The organism is Paenibacillus sp. P22 (assembly GCF_000469945.2).
Classification (GTDB): Bacteria; Bacillota; Bacilli; order Paenibacillales; family Paenibacillaceae; genus Paenibacillus_O; species Paenibacillus_O humicus.
On record NZ_CBRA020000080.1, the window covers coordinates 1 to 19,212 of the forward strand.

The 19,212-nt window shown below is 56.1% G+C and carries 11 protein-coding genes; all 11 read right to left on the bottom strand.

Annotated features, from left to right (window positions below):
* Nucleotides 1–366, bottom strand: a 366-nt coding sequence (locus BN871_RS12610; RefSeq protein WP_021880893.1) for a hypothetical protein, incomplete at its 3' end; no start/stop codon positions are given.
* Nucleotides 367–558: 192 nt separating this feature from the next.
* On the bottom strand, nt 559–1,275 hold the full coding sequence (locus BN871_RS12615) for a hypothetical protein (RefSeq protein ID WP_021880894.1): 717 nt from the start codon (nt 1,273–1,275) through the stop codon (nt 559–561).
* A gap of 566 nt (nt 1,276–1,841) precedes the next feature.
* Nucleotides 1,842–2,570 carry a response regulator transcription factor gene (locus BN871_RS12625; protein WP_021880897.1) on the bottom strand — a complete coding sequence of 243 codons (729 nt, stop codon included), beginning with the start codon at nt 2,568–2,570 and terminating at the stop codon, nt 1,842–1,844.
* 8 nt (nt 2,571–2,578) lie between these two features.
* Nucleotides 2,579–3,745, bottom strand: a complete 1,167-nt coding sequence (locus tag BN871_RS12630; RefSeq protein WP_127510149.1) for a sensor histidine kinase — start codon at nt 3,743–3,745, stop codon at nt 2,579–2,581.
* Between the two features lie 195 nt (nt 3,746–3,940).
* The gene (locus tag BN871_RS12635) at nt 3,941–6,703 is read right to left on the bottom strand and encodes a stalk domain-containing protein (protein ID WP_083436419.1); all 2,763 of its coding nucleotides are present in this window, start codon (nt 6,701–6,703) and stop codon (nt 3,941–3,943) included.
* A 341-nt stretch (nt 6,704–7,044) separates the two neighbouring features.
* Nucleotides 7,045–11,406 carry an Ig-like domain-containing protein gene (locus BN871_RS12640; protein WP_048746370.1) on the bottom strand — a complete coding sequence of 1,454 codons (4,362 nt, stop codon included), beginning with the start codon at nt 11,404–11,406 and terminating at the stop codon, nt 7,045–7,047.
* A gap of 223 nt (nt 11,407–11,629) precedes the next feature.
* Nucleotides 11,630–12,835, bottom strand: a complete 1,206-nt coding sequence (gene metK / locus BN871_RS12645) for a methionine adenosyltransferase (RefSeq protein WP_048746372.1) — start codon at nt 12,833–12,835, stop codon at nt 11,630–11,632.
* Nucleotides 12,836–13,025: 190 nt separating this feature from the next.
* The gene (locus tag BN871_RS12650; RefSeq protein WP_021879731.1) at nt 13,026–13,295 is read right to left on the bottom strand and encodes an alpha/beta-type small acid-soluble spore protein; all 270 of its coding nucleotides are present in this window, start codon (nt 13,293–13,295) and stop codon (nt 13,026–13,028) included.
* A gap of 314 nt (nt 13,296–13,609) precedes the next feature.
* Nucleotides 13,610–14,257 carry a hypothetical protein gene (locus BN871_RS28370; RefSeq protein WP_198158042.1) on the bottom strand — a complete coding sequence of 216 codons (648 nt, stop codon included), beginning with the start codon at nt 14,255–14,257 and terminating at the stop codon, nt 13,610–13,612.
* Between the two features lie 202 nt (nt 14,258–14,459).
* The gene (locus tag BN871_RS12660; protein WP_048746375.1) at nt 14,460–17,039 is read right to left on the bottom strand and encodes a hypothetical protein; all 2,580 of its coding nucleotides are present in this window, start codon (nt 17,037–17,039) and stop codon (nt 14,460–14,462) included.
* A 133-nt stretch (nt 17,040–17,172) separates the two neighbouring features.
* Nucleotides 17,173–19,212: hypothetical protein (locus BN871_RS28375; RefSeq protein WP_048746377.1), on the bottom strand; the 2,040-nt coding region annotated here is incomplete at its 5' end.

Below are 19,212 nucleotides of genomic sequence, written 5' to 3' on the forward strand. Positions count from 1 at the left end.
CGGAGCTGCAGGCCAGTCCGCCTCCCAGCGGACTACCTGCCGCTGTGGAGCCGGCTCCGTTTCTCCGCGTTGGCGTTCCGCTTCGGCTGCGCATCCTGCCAGCATCTCCGCAGCCTGCCGACGACCGATGCTCCTCAAACCGGTTTCTTCCCACAGCTCCGCAGCCCGGACGGCCGTATCCAGCGGAAGTTTGCCGCATGCCAGCACTTCCTCGGCACCAGGACGAGCATCCTCTCCAGCGGCGCTGCAAGCCTCCTTCCTCCACTTCGCGTTCAGCAACCACAGCCGATCGATCTCCGGAACGATGGTCAAACCCGCCTGCCAATTCCCCGACAACGATCGGCTGATGTATACCGCTGCCTCCATATGCTCATCCTCCCTCACGGAACCGCATGCCCGGGCAGGAGGACGCAAAAAAAGCACACCCCTGCGGCTCGCCGCCGACGGGTGTGCTTCACCTGTTCCGCTCTTAAATAAATACAGCCCTAGTATAACCGAGCTTGCGCCGATTGGCTATTCAATCTTTCTGCGTCTCGACAGCGCAGGCTCCATTCCTTCTCAGAACGGCAGCTTGAACCAATCCTCGGGAAGATCCAGATCCACCAGCACAGGCTGATCCTGCTCCCTTACGATTCCATGGCTGCGCAGGCTCCACAACAGCCTGTCGCGTCCACCTTTTTCGGAGTCCTCGAGGGATCGGCGCTTCGAGGAGGCCGAGGCACCGCCGCTTCCCTTCCATGCCGCCCCAGGCTCGCCAGCTTTGCTTCCCGTCCATGCCGCTCCAAGCTCATCCGCTTCGCTACCCGTCCATACCGATTCAAGCCCGCCAGCTTCGTTTTCCACCCAACCCGCTCCAAGCTCATCCGCTTCGCTTATCCATGCCGATCCATGCTCACTCGCTTCGCTTCCGACCGTTCCCATCCGACCTCTCTCCGATTCGGATTCCGATTGTTCTCCCGCTCTCTCACGAATGTTCCCGCTGTCCATGTCGGAAACGGTCACCAGCCGAATCCCGTCTCCGAAACGCGTAGCGATATAGGCGGTATCATCTGTCGATCCTCGATCCCACACGGTAATCCGGACAGAAGTTCCCGTCAGCTTGGAAAACCGGTGAAGCGAACGGATGCATCCTTCCAGCCGCAATTCATCGTTCCGGGTCATCAGAATGTAATGCTTATCGGCACGGGGAACCTTGGCCATGACGTAAGAAGCCATATGAACCGCTGCCGCCGCAACGCCGTAACAACCAATGACGCCGAGCAAAATGTCTATCATGGGCCGCTTCTCCTCTCACGCGGCATCGAAGCCCTCGAACCCGGCCGGCCTAGCGTCATGGCCGCGCCCGCGGAACGGCTCGAAGGGGGAATGCCGTGACGGATACTGTACCATATGCCTTTTTCGCTCTGGGCGTTACGGCGGCCGGCATGCATCGGCGATAAAAAAGAAGTTCAGGAGAATATGCGGATCGAGTTCATTCCACTTAGCGGAGGTACAGGTATATTCGTTCCTAATGACGGGGGTATGTTCTACATGACGGGTTTATGGAAAATGTTCCTGCATGACGAGGTGCGGGTGCAATTCGTTCAAGCTTGAGGATGCCAAACAAGAAACTCTTTCCGTCCTAATGAGTTTGTCTTTTGTCTTTTGTCTTTTGTCTTTTGTCTTTTGTCTTTTGTCTTTTGTCTTTTGTCTTTTGTCTTTTGTCTTTTGTCTTTCGCCTTTCGCCTTTCGCCTTTCGCCTTTCGTCTCTCCCTCCGCCTGCAAAGCGAACAAGCCAAAACCCCCGGAGAGACATCTCCGGGGGTTTTGGCTTGTTATGTACCGTCCAGGCTTCGCAGGCTTTAGAGAGTCACCCATCCGTATTTGATGGAGTTGATGACAGCCTGGGTGCGATCGTCCACTTCCATCTTCTGCAGAATGCTGGATACATGGTTTTTGACCGTCTTTTCGCTGATGAACAGGAATTCGCCGATCATCTTGTTGCTCTTGCCCTCCGCCATGAGGCGAAGCACTTCCGCTTCGCGCCGCGTAAGCGGATTGTTCTCGCCGGCGACGAACTTCACGCCCGTCTCGCGGCTTGCAGCCGCTCCGGAGTTCGCGCCCATCTCATCGAGGTAAGTCATGCGGCGCAGCTGGTTGATCAGCTTGCCAGTCACCTTGGGATGAATGTAAGCATGTCCCTGCACCACCGAACGGATCGCATTGATCAGCGACTCCGCCTCCATGTCCTTCAGAAGATACCCCGACGCGCCCTTGCGCAGAGTTTCGAACACGTAGCTCTCGTCGTCATGAAGCGAGAGGATGATGACCTTGATATGCGGAAACATGTCCCGGAGCCGCTCCGTTGCCACAACCCCGTTCTCGATCGGCATATTGATGTCCATAAGCACGACTTCCGGCTGGTGTTGATTGCAGAACTCCAGAACCTGAATTCCGTCGCTGCATTCCCCGATCACTTCCAGGTCCTCTTCCATGTTCAGGATGCGCTTCAAGCCTTCCCGGAAAAGCTGGTGATCGTCGGCAATCAGCAATTTGATCTTGCGCTTGCCTCCTGCTGCCTTCAGGTCCATACGCTATGTTACTCCTTTCTTTGATCCACGCCTGTAGGGATATGAATCGTTATCCTGGTGCCTTGGCCGCTGGCGGACTCAAGCTCCATTCTTCCCTCAAGTAGCTCCACTCGCTCCCGCATTCCCATCAATCCGAAATGCTGGTTGATCTTGGCCCTCGATTGAATCAGCTCCGTGTCGAATCCGCTCCCGTTGTCCTGTACCGAAATCTTCACCATTTGCGACTGATAGGTCAGCTCCAGCGAGACAAAGCTCGCGCTCGCATGCTTCAGCGCATTCGTGAACGCCTCCTGGACCAAACGGTAGATGCCTGCCTCCATCGCGGAGGGAAGCCGGATTTCGCGGCCGATTGTCTCGAACACCGTATGAATTCGCGTTTTTTCCTCAAAATCCTGCACATACTTACGCAAAGTGGGAACAAGTCCTAAATCATCTAATGCCATAGGTCGCAAATTGAATATTATCTTCCGAATTTCTTCCAATCCGGAGCGAACCTGTGCCTTTAAGTCTACTAATTCGTGCTGGACCATTTGGAATTCCTGCTTGGCGAGCATTCTTTCTGCAATTTCCGTCCTAAGCACTAGATTCGCGAGCGACTGCGCCGGACCGTCGTGGATCTCGCGCGCGATCCGCTTGCGCTCCTCCTCCTGGGCCAAAATGATTTTGAGCCCGATCAGCTGGCGGTTTTTGGCCGATTCCAGAATACGTGTCACTTGCGTCAGATCTCCGGCAAGGTATTCGAGCACGACATTGATCTGGGAATGGATCGTCTCCGCTCTCTCCACCGAATTCTCGACGTTTTTGACCCGCTTCTGCAGATCGTCCCTGCGCGCCTTGAGATAGGTTTCCTTCTCGCGGAAGACCATCAGCTCCAGCTGCAGGCTGGTAGCCTTCTCATAGGCGTTCTTGATATCTTCTTCCTTATAGCGAACGAAATCCCGGCTTACCTCCGTAAGCCGAATACGCGCAAGGCGGTACTCCATTTCCAGCTTGTCGACCTTGTCGATCGTCTGGATCGTTTCCTGGAGCACCTGATTCAGCTCCTGTTCGAGCGTGACCAGTTCCTTGCGCGCGGATTCGCAAATTTCATAGATTTGGTATTTGCTTTCTTCCATGACTTGAATCGCGTTTTTAATAACGCGGTCGATGTCCACAATCCGGTGATCCACAGTCATCACGGCTGCCTTTCTGATGCTGGAGATTCCTGCCGCTCCATTCGTTTCAAGCCGCACGGTCCGCCGCCAACCAGCGACAGCGGGCAAATGCGAGGAAACGAGAAGAAGGTATCTATGAAAGATACCTTCCTTCTCTTCATTATGAAAGGGACAGGTCCCCTCTATCATACCACAGCAGGCGTGCTGGGATTTGTATCATTCGACGGTAATCCTTTTGGTTGTTCCGTCCCATTTTACCGTTAGGCCCATCTGCTCAGATACGAGGCGGATGGGGACTAAAGTCCTGCCGTTCTGTTCGATCGGCGCGGTATCAACGGCCACTCGCTTGCCGTTCGATACGAGCTCCTTGCTGCCGATCACCATTTCCAGCAGCTGGCCTCCCCGCAGCACGGATACGCGTTTTGCGGCCGCTTCGTAGTTCACCGTGCTGCCGAGCGAGCTGGCGACAAAGCGGAGCGGGAGATACGTGGTACCGTCCTTGATGTAAGGAGCGGAGTCCAGAGCCGTCGTTTTGCCGTCCACCATGGCGGTCTTGCTGCCGGCCTTCATCTCGATCTTCACGGAGGCCGGAGCCGGCAGCGCTGCCGGGGCATCCGCCTTCACATTGTCAAAGGCCATCTGTCCGCTCGCGGCGCGCTCGTCGGCGCCTTCCTTCAAGCTTGCAATATACAAGCGAGTCAGCTTGACCGGATACTTGACGGCTTTTCCGGATTCGGCGAGATTCACCTTCAATGTTCTCCAGCCGCTCCAATCGACCGTCTTGGCCAGCGTGAGCAGATGAGTCGCTCCTGCGGCATCCGTCAGCTCCGCCCTCGCCCAGTTGAGGCTCGCATCGCCATAGACGTCGACGCTGATGCCCGAAGGCGTGCCCGCGATCGGAACGCCGCCGCTGCCCATCATCGCGTACGCGGCTCTCGTATCCGTCGTGCCTGCGGAGAAATCATAGGACAAGGACAGCGCGTTGGTCGCATTGGAGGCATCGAGTCCGCTCAGGAGGGACGTGCTGCCGGTGACGCCTGCCGTAGAGGAGAACGATGCCGCCGGAGATGCCGCATCGAAGTCGGCGACTACGCTGCTGCCGCCGCTTTTCGCGAACGGAAGCACGGCGGAGAAGCCGTCGTAGCGGGCGATGGCGTATCCGATGGCCGCTCCGCCCGCGACGGACTGAACGGTCAGCTTCTCGCCGTCGCGGGCTGCCGCAAGCCCTTGGAATTCCCATTTTACGGATTCCGGCGGAACGGTATATTTCTGCCCGCTGCGCAGCGTAACCGTCACAGGCACGGATACCGTCGCGCCGGCCTCCAGCGAAGCCTGGGCGCTGCCGATGCTCATAGCGGCGATGTCGTCCGCTCCCACCACCGTCACAGGAAGCGTATCCTCAGCCGAGCCCGACTTCACGGTAATGCTGCCTTGTCCCGCCTTCGTCGGGGTGAAGGCGTTGCCGTTCCAGCTGCCGCCGATTTTGGACGAGCTCCACTTGGCGCTGAGGCCGCCCGGCTCCATCGGGTTGTAGTATTGATCGTAGGCTTTCAGCGAATAGGTGCTGGACTGGCCCAGAAAGAGCACTCCGGAGCCGCTTGCCTTGATGCCCTTGATCGCGCCTTGAGGAGCGATGCTGAAGACGCCCAGCCCGTTGGAAACCTGACGCATCGTCGTGCCGTACTCCGTCGGATGGGCAAGCTGCAGGCCGAAGTCGCCGAGCGGACGCGCGACCATCGTCGTCGAGCCGCCGCCGTCCAGATTGACTCCTTTGTAAACGCCGATGCTGACCATCGCCTGCTGGAGCTCCGCAAGCGTCAGGCCCGAGCTGCTGCCGTTCGTCTCCGACGTGATGATGAAGACGGATTTGCCGTCGGCGGAATAACCGAGTGCCGTGCGGGAGCGAGCGGAGGTGCCGCTGATCGACGAGACGCTTCGCGAGAACGTCGCCGCCTTGCCCCCGTCCACGAGAATCGTATGCCCGCCGACCATCATCTCGAAGCTGGCCGGGTCGGCTTGCTGCTGGGTCGTCAGGGACTGAAGGGAGTAGTTCGCGTTCACCGCCGTGCCCGGCTGCAAGTGATCGCGCACGAATGCGGCCGCCTTGCCATGCGCACGCAAAATGTACCCGTCAGCCGGCGGCTTGGAGGAGAAGGCGGCGCCTTCCGATATCTGCTGCACGACTCCGTTCTGGACGAGCACCTCCGTAGGCGTCGCATAGCTCGCTCCGGCCGGACGGTCTGCATCCATCCAGGCGCTCGTATACATGAACAGCGAATCGGAATGGGAATTCGTCTTGGCCGGATACTCCGTCGTGTAGGAGGACTGGTTGAGTCCCGCCAGCGTGAACGTGGAGCCGTCGGCGGCTGTGACGCTTCCCTGGAACTGGTAGCGGTCGATGACCGGCTTCTTGTCCTTGGTGACGCCGAACATGTACATGCCCGTCAGCTGCATCGGGCTCGTCAGCAGGCTGCCGCTGAGAATCTCCGCGCCCATCGGGGCCCCGTCCGTGGAAGAGGTCTGGAAGTAGTCGGCATTGACGCCGGCAACGGCTCCGGAATTTTTGGCCATGCTCATGACGCTGCCGCGGTCGGTGACGACGCCCTGAGTATTGTTGATGGCGTTCAGCTTGACGTATGGATTACTCAGATCGACCTTGATGACGTGGATATTGGCCTGCACCGCTTTGCCGCTGCGCGTGCCCTTCCACAGATAGTCGATGCGCTGGGCGCCGGAGGTGACCATCTCCTGGTTCGTGACCGTCAGCTTCGCAGCGCTTTCGGCCGCATGGGCGACGGATGGAGACAAAATGGACGGAGCGCCCGGCAGCGCAGGCGCAAGCGCCAGCAGCGGCTGCACGATGAGGGCAGCGCCGAGCACGGTAACGAGCATCCTGCGGCCGCCGCCGAGCGGGCGAGGATGCTTATATGTAGGGGCCGAAGGGGCGTGGACAGCCGTTTGATTCTTTTCTTTGGACATAAAGATTGCAACTCTCCTATCTGGATGGCACTCATTCTGCGATTCTGAAACTCTGTCAGTACGAATGAATAGACTTCCAGAATGGGAAAAAGTTACGACCAAAGAGGGTCTGATAGAATAGTCCTTTCAGCCTTTCGACAATGATTGACTTTTTCTATGTTAATAATCTCTTAGAATGAAGGGAAGGACCTATCGTTTCCTCCCTGCGATCTAGTAGGGCTGCTTGAATAAAGACCATGTCCGCGGCATGCTCCTTTCCTGCTTTCAATCGTTTCCGGGCAAAAAAAAAAAGAAGCCGCCCGGCCGCATCCGCGATGCCGGCAGGACAGCTCCCGTTCTTTCTACACGTCGATCATGCCGAGGTACAGCAGCATTCTCTTGATCATGACGGCCGCCTCTGCGCGGGTCGCCTGCCCCAGCGGAGCGAACGCGGTGGCGGTCTGCCCGTTCGCGATGCCCGCAAAGACGGCTTTGGCCGCATACGGCTGCGCCCAGGCGCTGATCTTGCCCTTATCCTTGAATTTCGCCAGGTAAGAGGCATTGTCCTTGGCCGGGATGATCTTCATCTCGGAGGCTTCGATGGCGCGAACCATCATCGCCGCCATCTCCTGACGGGAGATGGCCGCGTTGGGACGGAATTGCCCTCCGCTCCCTTGTACGATGCCGGCAGCCGAAGCCGCTCCGACATAAGAAGCGGTCGCCGATCCGGACGAGACGTCGCTATAGGCCGAAGCCGAGGCGCGGTCGCCTTTGAGGCCGAGGGCCCTGGCGATGTATTCCGCGAATTCCGCCCTGGTAATGTTGGCTTTGGGCATGAAGGAATTGGCGCTTCTGCCCCTCACGATTGATTTGGAAGCCAGAGCGGCGATATCGTTCTTCGCCCAATGTCCGTTCACGTCGCTGAGCACGGGGGTGCCTCTCACGACGACGAAGACGCCGCCGGACTTGTGCTTGAACGTCACGGACAGCCCGCTGATCCGGGTCGGCACATAGCTCAGCATGGCCGTTTCATCGTCGAGGAACACCGTGGACGCAGATGCCGGCATCAGGCTTGAGGCCGTCTGCAAGGTCGTGGAGGCATAACGGCTTAGACCGTTCAGCTTCTTCCGGTCGGCCGAAGTCGCCGACGTCCCGATGACCGATATGTCGAGGCCGATGACGCTGGAGGCTGCCTGCAGGCCTCCCTTGGTGACGGCGTTCTGCAACCCCCCCGCCAAAGTCGCTGGATTCTCGTCGATCGACAGCATGAGATAGCCGGTAGGACCTCCTGCATTGAGCAGGGAGGCCGTTCTGGCGAAGTCGATTCCTTGGAGAGGAATCACCGTGGAGATGCCATTGTACTGCAGCTCGAAGGAGGCTGTCGCCGAAGCGGCGAGCACCTGCTGCAGAGCGAGGATCGGCAAGGCGACTATGCCCGCCTTCTGGCCGTCCGGCACCTTGAAGATGACTTTATCCGTACCCGAACCCGCACTGCGAGCTTTCTGATAAGCGAGAATCAGGCTGTCGCTCAGTACCGAATAACGGCTGGCCGCCCTTCCGGCCGGGGATACGTCCTGAGTGACCGTAACATCCGTCAAGGTCAGCTGGCCTGCAACTGCCGGCTGCGAGCCCGAGCCGGATGAGGCTCCCCCTTGCTGGCCTGTAGCATTGGTTGCGGATGCCAGCAAAAGCGATGCGGCGCTGTCCCCTCCTATCTGTCTCAGCGGGTTGTAAGTCGGCGGCGTGTAGGTCACGGTTACAGCCTGTCCCGACGTCACCGCGCGGCTGAGCTTCAGAATGACCGACGAACCGGCGATGCTTACGCTGTTCACAGGAACGAGCACGCCGTCCGCACGGATGGAATACTGGCTAGGAGCCGGCGCGGATGCCGGGTCCAAAGCTCCGGAGTAAACAAGCGTCAGCGTGTCTCCGTTCGCCATGCCGGAAAGATAGGTCGGAGTCGTGCTTGCCGTGAACATCGATGCCGGCACGCCGCTGAAGGAGTCCGCTTCGTTTCCAGCCAGATCCGCCAAGGCTGGACTGCCCTTGGAGTAGCTGACGGTAAGGCCGACGGATGCATTCAGGCTGCCGCTCAGCTTGAGTGTCACCTTGCTGCCCTCAATGCTTACTCCTGAGACCCCGATGGAAGACGTCCCGTTCATGACGGTGAAGCGGCTGGAGGAAGGCACCTTTGCGGTATGGAGGCCTTCGTTGTAATTGAGCGTAACGGTATTTCCTCCTGCGATGATGCTGCCGAGCACCGGCTTCGTCGTATCGAGCATGTTCTGGACATAATAGGTGCTGAATGCCCCAAGCGGATTGCCCGCTTGGTCGACAACGGGAGCCGTGCCCGGAGAGTAGTTGACGTATGCGCTCCCTCCGCTCGTGGACGGGCTGCTCAAGCGAAGCAGAAGGGTCGACCCCGATGCGGTCGCTTCCGTCAGCTGAACATAGGAGCCGTTGACGTAAAGGCCGAATTGGGACAGGGCTCCCGCCTGCAAGGCCTGGACCGGCTTGCTGAGCTGGAGGGTGACGTAGCTTCCGTTCAGAACGCCGCTCGTCACCTTGGGCAGCGAGGAAGTCTCGTCATATTGGATCTCCTTGCCGGTAAAGCCCGACGCGCGTACACCCGACAGGCTGCGGAGCGCGGGCATGCCTTCTCCCGGGACGGAATAAGAGACCGTTATTTTCTGGCCGCTGAGCACCGGGGACCGCAAAATAAGCGTTGCCGTGCTGCCGCTTACTTCGACTCCTGCGAGCTCGCGGGCCGCAGGCGAATCATTGACGGTGACATAGAAGCTGGCCGGATAAGGAATCGAACCGCTGTCAAGCTCCATGCCGAAGACCAGCTGAATCCTGGTCGAGCTGGCGGCTGCCAAGCTGCTCAACGAAGGCGTGCCGCTGCCGCTCGCCATCGTCGTGAATTTCCACTGGTATTCGTTCAGAATGCCGCTGAAACCGTTGCCGGCCAAGTCAGTCACGCTGTTCACCCCGAGCTCCACATACAGCTGCGTCGATCCTGGCAGCGCGGCATCCGGTTTAAGTAGAAGCGCATTGGCATTATCCGGCGCGATGGAAAGGGAAGCCGGGTAAGTCTGGGTGGAGCTGCCGCTCCGGTGAAGCAAAGCTTTGGCGCCCGGCGCCAGCCGGATGGCTTCGTTGAATACGAGTCTAAGCGGCGAGACCGTCGACACGGACGTCGCTCCGCTCACCGGAAGCATGGATACAATAGAAGGCGGCGTTGAATCCCTATTGACCGTGAAGGGCCATGCGCCGCTTCCGCTCATTCCCGCATATCGGTTGCCGCTCTCGTCCAGGAAGGCCTGATTGCCGATCTCGACATAATACTTGGTCCCTTCGGAAAAGAGGATGCCCGGATTGATCGTGATGACGTTGCTTCCGAACCCGTTCAGCAGCTCCGAAGTAACCGGAATCGTCGCCGCTGCCGCACCGCTTCCCGCATTCCTTATCGTCACATAACCGGTTCCCGGGAATACGTTCTTGTCGAATGTAATCCGGAGCTTGCCGTCCAGCGCCCCCAGAATGCCTCCAGCGGCCGGCTCCAGCTTGGCCATGGCAGGCGGCTGCCCTGCAGACGGGCGGGTCGTGAACGTCCATTCCGCCGCGCTGCCGATGCCTGCGAACAGCATGTCTCCGCTGCGGAAGGCTCCCGGATCGACAAGCACATAGTATGCCGTGCTTCCAGCCAGCTGCCTGTCCAAACCTGTTTCGACCGTCCCGTCCGGCTTGTATGTCATTCCCGATGTATTGAGGCTAGTGACGGTGACGTTGTCCGCGACTCGTTTCACCGTCATGTACTTCGGCGAATTCGGCGTGCTTCCGGACGTTACCGTCTTGTCGAACTTCAATCTCAAGCCCGTATCCAGCGCAACGCCTGCGGATCCGGACGAAGGCTGCTTATCCACGATGCCGACCGGAGAGCTTCCCGTCGTGAAGCTCCATGAGTAGGCTGGACTCTTGTTGCCTGCGGCATCCTGCACCCAGCCTGCCGGAACCTCGATCCGGTATTCTTGTCCCGGAACGAGAACGGATGGGGGAACGATCGTCAGCGACTGGCTTCCGCCGCCCGTGACGGCCGGGGACACTGCGCTGACGGCCAAGGCATCGCCTGTCGTCCGGTTGACCAGCTGCAGCGAGCCTTCCGAAGGGTAGACGACTTCACCGTAGTTCAGCTGCAGCGTAGAGAATACCGGCACGCTTCCGCCTTGCGGAGAGGCGGACACAACGTCGGGAGCGGTTGTATCCGGCTCCGCCGCACTGAAATTCCATTCCGACGCGCTCGATATTCCGACGAACGGAGCCCCGTTTGATGCATTGGCGAACACTCCTGCATCCAGCAGCACATAATAGGATTCGCCTGAAGCAAACGGCTTATCCGGCTGGATCGAAACCCGGGTGCCTTCCACCTGGACTCTTCTGTCGTCGGCAGTGAACCTCGCCCATTCCGTGTTGTCGGACACTTTGCGAATGCTAATGCCTGCGCTTCCGCTTCCTTTCACGACCGCCTCGTCGAAGGTCATCAGCAACCTCGAGTTGGCAGGCACCCGTACCGCGTCGTCCGCCGGCAGCTTGGCCGACAGCAGCGGCCCTCCCGCTGCGGCAGCGGCTTGCCTTACCCATCCTCCTGCAGGCAGACAGGCGTTTGCAAGCATGAGCAAAGCCGCTGCGCCAATCATGATCGTTCTGCTTTTTCTTCCAGCCAACTGAATTCACTCCCCGATTTGTAACCCATTGTAGTTACTTTGTCGGTATCCAAATAAGGAATGTTTAGAATTCGCTGGAAGTTGGCATCCTATGGGCAACCATCTTCTATGTCCGTGTTCGGGGTCCTAAGCGGCTCAAGCAGGTTGAGCATTCATGAACGGAGCGAGTATTTGAATGCAAAAAACCCCCGCTCAGGCTGAGCGGAGGTTATCGGAAACACGATTACACGAGTGCGGCTTCCTGCTGAAGCAGAGCGGCTTTGTCCACGCGCTCCCAAGGCAGATCGATGTCCGTACGGCCGAAGTGGCCGTATGCAGCCGTCTTTCCGTAGATCGGACGGCGCAGGTCGAGCATCTTGATGATGCCGGCAGGGCGCAGGTCGAAGTTGGAGCGGATCAGCTCGACGAGCTTTTCCTCTTCCACTTTGCCGGTGCCGTACGTGTCCACGTTGATGGAGACCGGATTGGCTACGCCGATCGCGTAAGCAAGCTGGATTTCGCATTTGTCGGCCAGGCCGGCAGCGACGATGTTCTTCGCCACGTAACGGGCCGCGTATGCCGCGGAACGGTCGACTTTCGTCGGATCCTTGCCGGAGAACGCGCCGCCGCCATGGCGAGCGTAGCCGCCGTAGGTGTCGACGATGATTTTGCGGCCGGTGAGGCCGGCATCGCCTTGAGGTCCGCCGATAACGAAGCGGCCCGTCGGATTGATGAAATATTTCGTGTCTCCATCAATCAGTTCCTGAGGAACGACCGGAGCGATGACATGCTCGCGGATATCCTTTTGGATCTGCTCCAGGGAGATCGCTTCGTCATGCTGCGTCGAGACAACGATCGTATCTACGCGGACCGGCTTGCCGTCCTGGTATTCGATCGTTACTTGCGTTTTGCCGTCCGGACGAAGGTATTCCAGCGTGCCGTTCTTGCGCACTTCCGCCAGGCGGCGGGCAATGCGGTGGGACAGCGCGATCGGAAGCGGCATTAGCTCAGGCGTTTCGTTCGTTGCAAAACCGAACATGAGGCCTTGGTCGCCTGCTCCGATGTCTTCGTTTTCTTGCTGGATGTCTTTGCCTTCGCGGGTTTCGATCGCGGCGTTGACGCCTTGGGCGATGTCGGCCGACTGCTCGTTGAGAGAAGTCAGAACCGCGCAGGTGCTGGAGTCAAAGCCGAACTTGGCGCGCGTATATCCAATTTCCTTGATGGTGCGGCGCGCGATTGCGGAGATATCCACGTAGTCGGCACGGCTGCTGATTTCGCCGATAACGAGCACAAGGCCCGTCGCTACGGATACTTCACAGGCAACGCGGGCATAGGGATCCACTTCAAGGAAAGCGTCGAGAACTGCGTCAGAAATCTGGTCGCATATTTTATCGGGATGGCCTTCCGTTACGGATTCCGAAGTAAACAGGTGTCTTCCTTTAAGGGACAAGCTGATCGACCTCCTAGAACCATATAATGAGAAAAGTCCTGAACAAAAAATCAACCTTTTCCCATTGGAAAAGGTCGTTAGACAACTCTTCTAGGACACTATAATAGCGGAACTGTCGCATAGTGTCAATGGACGGCAATCCTTGGTAGTTTTTGGAGAATCTCCTTTGGACCGCGTCTTCAGGCGATTTTTAGAGTCCGTAGAGGGATTGCTCGGCCTTGGCGACGAGACGCTTCGTAATCTCGCCTCCCACCGATCCCGCCTGGCGTGTTGCCAGGGAAGACCAATGCACCGTCGGCTGCGAGCTGTACCCGGCCTCGCCGAGTTCTCCGGCGAATTCGGTATCTCCTGCTCCGGGAGCAGGGGCGGAGTACAAGCCAAGCTCTCCGGCAATTTCGTACTTCATCTGATTGAGGATTTCCTTGCTTGCAGGCACGACAACGCGGTTGGATCTGGCCATGATATACAACACCTCCGGTAAGATTGGATAAGGATGTGCATATAGAATGCCTCGGGGCTGGAGGCTCTAAGCGTCGAACATATTGTCACTGAGGGAAAAAAATAACTATTTGCCAAAACCGCAAATAGTTAAGGGAATTCGGAAATTAATAGGAGTTCCAACTGGATTTCAATTCTTTTGATTTTCCAAAAAGCAGCCATTTGTTTAATTGAATTCAATAAGTCGGCAGTCCACCTTGGGGCTAATCCTCTTAAACACCTGTTAAGCCGTTACGGCATTTACGCCATCACGCCATTACACCATTTTAATAGAATCTACGGCTGCATCTTGATTTCATAACTGCCTTTGACCATGACCGTCAGCCCTGTCTTCATGCCGGGAGCGCTCGAAACGCCTCTTCCTCCGCGCGGAAACAGAATCAAATGGTTTTGCGGCACAGCAGCCCCCGACTTGATGTCGATGCCGTCCGTTACGTCCGCGATGCCGTTGCTGTCCGGGCTGTACGCGACCGCTTTGCCAGCCCGCACGACAACTTCCGCTCCATCGGCGGCGATCAGCGTTTTGCCTGCCGGCACGTTGATGACCTTGATCGCGCCATCGTCCTCCGAGCCGCCATCCGTGCTGCCTCCGCCCGGTGTCGCCGTCGGCTTCGGAGTCGCAGTTGCGGCAGGCGTTGCTGTCGAGGCAGGCGTTGCCGTAGGCGCGCCTCCACCTGAGCCGCCGGAGCCGAGACCCAGCTCGGCCAGCCTTTGGTCGACGTAACTCTTTGTCACGACCGGATCTTCAGCCGTACCGGGAACTGCAGCTGCAGACGAACCGGCGGCGCCGGTCGATGCAGCCGCGGATGCGTCTCCTCCGAGTGAGTTGGCCAAGGTGGTCCAGTGCGTCCCCGTCCATACGCCGGCCGCAAGCGTCAAGGTCAGCGTTGTCCATTTCAAGCCCTTTGTCCCTTTGTTGCCCATGCCTGTCTTGTCTCCTTCCATCTCTTCTCTTTATATGTAGTCGTTCGTCTTCATGCAAGACCCCTTCAATAATCTACCACTCTACTATAATTCAACTTTCATGTCCAGAATTGCTCCGCTCAGTTGGGATATGTCTATTGTCAATCACATTCAAAAAAAAGAACAGCCGCACCGCTTTTTCCGGTACGGCCTCATACTACTATTACTCGCTAATAATGAACCAAGGATATTCTTTTGAAGCAATTCGAATCTGAGAGCCCTGGAATACATCGTATAGATTAAGTCTGTATTTGCTGTTCGATTGAAGCTTCGACTGAATATCCGGATCGCTGAAGAAAATCTTGAAGTCGATATCTTGCCCCTCCTTCAGAATATCGTCCGTTGAACCCTGCACTCCGGCACCAATCTGGAAGGTTTTGCTGACCGTAGTTTTGTTGTTGTCTTGATTGACAACCTCAACCACTAGCTTATGGGTCCCCGCAATCGCTTCATATTGAGAATCACGCTGAAGACTGTACGTAGTTTGTAACCTAAGTCCGTCTACCGTGTACAAATCCTTCGCATTGAGGAAGAGCGCAGTCTTTGTCAATGACAGAGAATACCCGCCTATTTTAAGGTCCTTCAACGAATTTGCCGTTTCATCCGCCGCAGAGCCTATAAAAGTATAGGCAGTCGGTTTTGCCAAGACGCTAGCAGTTATCGGTGTTGAAGGATTTGCTGTGCCGGTCGAACCTGAACTGCCCCCGCTTGATGGCTGCTCAGTCGATGGCGGGGCCACAGATCCGGTAGAGCCTACCGTTTGTCCGAGAACGAGTTGATAGGAATCGCCGCTGAACGCCCGAGGGAGCTGCGCCCACGCTGAGAGAAGCGCTTTTCCTTCTGGACTGATCCGATCCTTCAGCTCTGCGAACTGAATAGGCACGGACAGTCCATTTTTATCCACCAAGTACCCGCCTATAGATGCGATTTGCGCCGTTCTCGCTTCCTTATTGACGGCCTCCAGCTCCGTGTAGAAGGTCTGAGCGGCATCCGATTTGTAGATTGCTGTCCTTTTAATCGAAATCGATGACTTCTGCCCTGTACCGTCGATAACATACGGTGTTCCAATTGTGCTCGTTTTGATCTCCGACAGCTGCTGGCCAGTGAACTGATAAACCATTTTGCCCGGTTTGTCTGCCGCAGGCTCCGTGCTCACGAAGGAGATCTGCTGAATGCTCGTGCTGTACGGAATTTCGGCAGAGACGATTGCTTCAAGCGTAGCTCCTGGAGCCAACGTAACGCTCTGATCAAGCGAAACCGCCTTTTGTTCCGTTCCGATGCGGACACCGTTGACCATAAAGTAACCCCCGAGCACCGGAATCTGCTTCGCCACGCTGCTGGTGTTGGTAATGCTCATGTTTGCTACGAGCATATCGTTGTCCTGGTTCGGCATCCGGTTAATGCTCTTAAGCTGGACACTATAGTCGTTGTAGCTGAAGGCCGAACCCAATCCGCCCTCTTGCGATGCTGCCTGCAGCGAATAAGCACCGATAACATAGGACTTTACTTTTTCCGTTGCGGTCGATTTCATTAGAAGCTGGGAGTCGGCTATTGTTACACTGGACGGAACGTTTCCGCTTAGACTAATTGTTTTGGCTATCCCTGGCAGCAACGATGCATTTTCTTCTTTTGTATAGGTCAGAGCATAACTGGCTCCTGCCTTCGTCACAAGAAAGAAATCGAAGGCTCCCGTGGCAGCCGAAGAGGTCCCGGTATTGGTTAAGCTGAAATCGATGGATAAAGCCTGACCTCCCGAGCTTTGATTTAGAAACGCCTGACCAGCTGTTGTTGTCACCGGTTGTCCATCCATGTAGACGACTCGAGGCTGTCCTGCTTCGGACGGAGCTTGCGTCTTCAGCGACGGCAGTGAAAATACTCCTGTGGGCAGACTGACTTTGCTGGCCTCGTCATTTATGGACACGACCATCGATAGCGGTTTGGAAACAACCGAAGCCGGAATCGTGGACCGAAGCGTGATTACCTTCCGCTCTCTCGGCTGGATAGCCAGCCCTTCCAATCCTACCGCCGAGACATTGTACACGGAAAGGCTCTGAGTTTGGAGGTTGAAAACCGTCTTTGATAAATCAATGACCTGCTGACCAACGTTTTCCAGAAGATAGTTTATCGTCACATATCCATTATCTTTATCCTTGGTAATAAAAGCTTGCTTGACGGCCCCTTTCAATTTGCCGCTGCCATAAAGCATCGTTCCTGGCTGGTAAGGGGCAATTTGATCCGAACCTTGAGCCGGGTAGGCAATCTTGCCCAAATTCCGTTCATAATTAGCTGCAGAGAAATCCCACTTTACGACCTCAAACACCAAGTCATTCAGCTTCGTTGCTGAATCGATGACTGCGTAATAAGTTATGTACTGGCTCGTATTGGCCGGGACGGAGGTTTTTTCCTTATCCCCTTCAATAACTGTGGATTTGAATGATTTTCCGGATTTGCTCTTTACTCTCAGCCAATAGTCGGAAAGGTCCAGAGACTTGGAGGCTGTATTCGTAATCATAACCGTGTAAGCAAGTACTTTTCCTTTGTCCTGCATGAGAAAATGAGCATCCCGTATGCTTAACCGACTGGTAGCAGATAAGGATACAGCTTGCCCAGACAGTGTGACGGATTTGGCCGCAGCCGCTTGAGCTTGATGAACGATGAAAATACTTTCCCCGCCTTGCAGCATCAGCCCGGCTGCCATAATGCTGGCGACCCCTGACTTGATCCATATCGAACGCACTTTCATTCCTCCTATTGCCATATATGGTTTTAGACGCAAACCATGCATCGATTGTTTCGTCTAAATCGCGAAAGGCTAAAGGAAATAAAAAAAAAGAGCAAGCAGGAATTCCTGCTTGCTCTTTTTGGTTAAGCTTCAATTATCCTACGAGAACTGTTGCAGTTGCGATAACACCTGCGGAGTTAACGTAAGTGATCGTTACAGAACCTTTTGCTACGCCATGAACCGTAGTTCCGGATACCGTAGCAATTTTTTCGTTGCTGGAACCGATTTTAGCGGAAGGAGTAACTTCAACGCCATATTGGTCTTTAACCGTCAGGGCAACCTGTACGTCGCCACCGATAGCTACGGAGTACTCGGATTTCTTGAACTCAGCCGTTTTTGCAACTGGAGCGTCCTCGGAAACCGTTACTTCTTGAGTAGCGATAACTTTGTTGTTGGCGTTGTAAGCCGTAATCGTAGTTTTACCAGCTTTTTGGCCCGTTACTTGGTTGTCGCTGGATACGGAGAGAATCGACGGATCGTTGCTCGATACGAATGGAGCTGCGTCGGATTTCAGGGCTACTTCTACGCCGCCGGAAGTTTTGCCGACCAGTTTAACGCCTTTCGTGTATGCGCCGACCGTTTTAGCTGCATATACCGTACCTACGGATTTGATGCTGTACGAGCTGATGTCGGAGGATTCTACGACATTAACCGTGAAGCTGTAGGCTTCTGCGCCAGCCGTCGTGGACGTTACTTTTACAGAAGCGGATCCTGGAGCCAGAGCTACCAGCTTGCCGCCTTCGTATTTCACAACGTCTTTGCCATCCGTAACTTCTACGTTGTACGTGTTGGCAGCAGCCGTATCCGTACCGCCGTAGCTGTCAACCAGCACGATGTTGTCGCCGTTGAAACCAACGGAAGCGCCGTTTTCAAGCGTCGTAGCTACATCTTTGATGCCGTTTACGCCGACCGTCGAAGCTGCTTTCACAACTTGAACGTTCAGGGTCGTAGGAGCGACTGCTACGTTAGGAATGCTGCTTACAACGTAAGCATAGCCTTCCGATGCGAAGGTAAGCTCCAGCTCGCCTTTAGCGTTGACGTTTTTCGTAACCGGGATGTTGGAAGAGATGTTCAGGGATCCGTTATCCAGGTATTTTTGAAGGTCCGTTCCTTTGATTTCGTTGCCGAATTGATCAGCGGCTACGAACGGGAAGGCTGCAGCTTTGCCAGCTTGAACGATGCTAGCGGAAGCTCCCAGTTGGAAGCTCTTGATGGAGCCTGCACCATTAACGACAACGTTGATGGACTTGGATACGCCAGCTTTAGGGTTGCTGATAACGATCGTAGCCGTGCCAGCAACGCCAGCGTTGAACTTGATGACGCCGTCTTTGTCAACGATCAGCGAGTCGATGATGCGGTAGTCGCTGATGGAGATGAACAGACCGTCTTTTACAACATAGTTGCTGTAAACGCCAGCAGTTGCTTCAGCAGGCTTCAGGTTGACCGTGCCAGCCGTCAGCTTGATCGTTTGGCCGCTTGCGTCTTTCAGCGTCAGAGGAAGCACAAGACCTTTGTCTCCAGCGGAGATGCGGGTTTTGTCTTTAAGCGGCTGAACTTCGCCGAGCTCGATGCTCGTAGCGGAGCTGCCCGTTACGACTTTCAGAGCTTTCGTCGTTGTCAGGCCGCCAGCTGGGTAGACAGCCGATACGTTGATCGTGTCGCCCTCTTGCGTTTTCGTCAGGCTGCCTACAGCCTGGCCGTCGTTCACGAGGTTGATTTTGCCGTTGGCAACGTTGTAAACCGTACCGCGGGTGCCGTTGACAGCCGTGATGTAGTTGTACGTGCCGGAAGTAGCCGTAATGTCTTCGTTGAATTGGTTGAAGACTTTTACGCCAAGATCGACGTTGTCAGCCAGTTGAAGAGCTGGAGTCGTGATGTCGATTTTGGAAGCTACGCTTGCAGCGATTTTAACGGTGAATGGAGCGTCCGTTCCTTTGACCGTTACGGTGTAATCGCCAGCTGGCAGATATACAGCGGACAGAACAACGGATTTGTTGTCGTCTGCGAATTTAGCCGTTACAGGGAACGAAGTCAGGCTGGATTTAACTGCGAATCCGCCGTCCAGGTATGTTTTTTCCGTAGCGGACAGAGCGCGGTTGAATTTAACCGTGATCGCTTTAGCGCCCGATTGAGC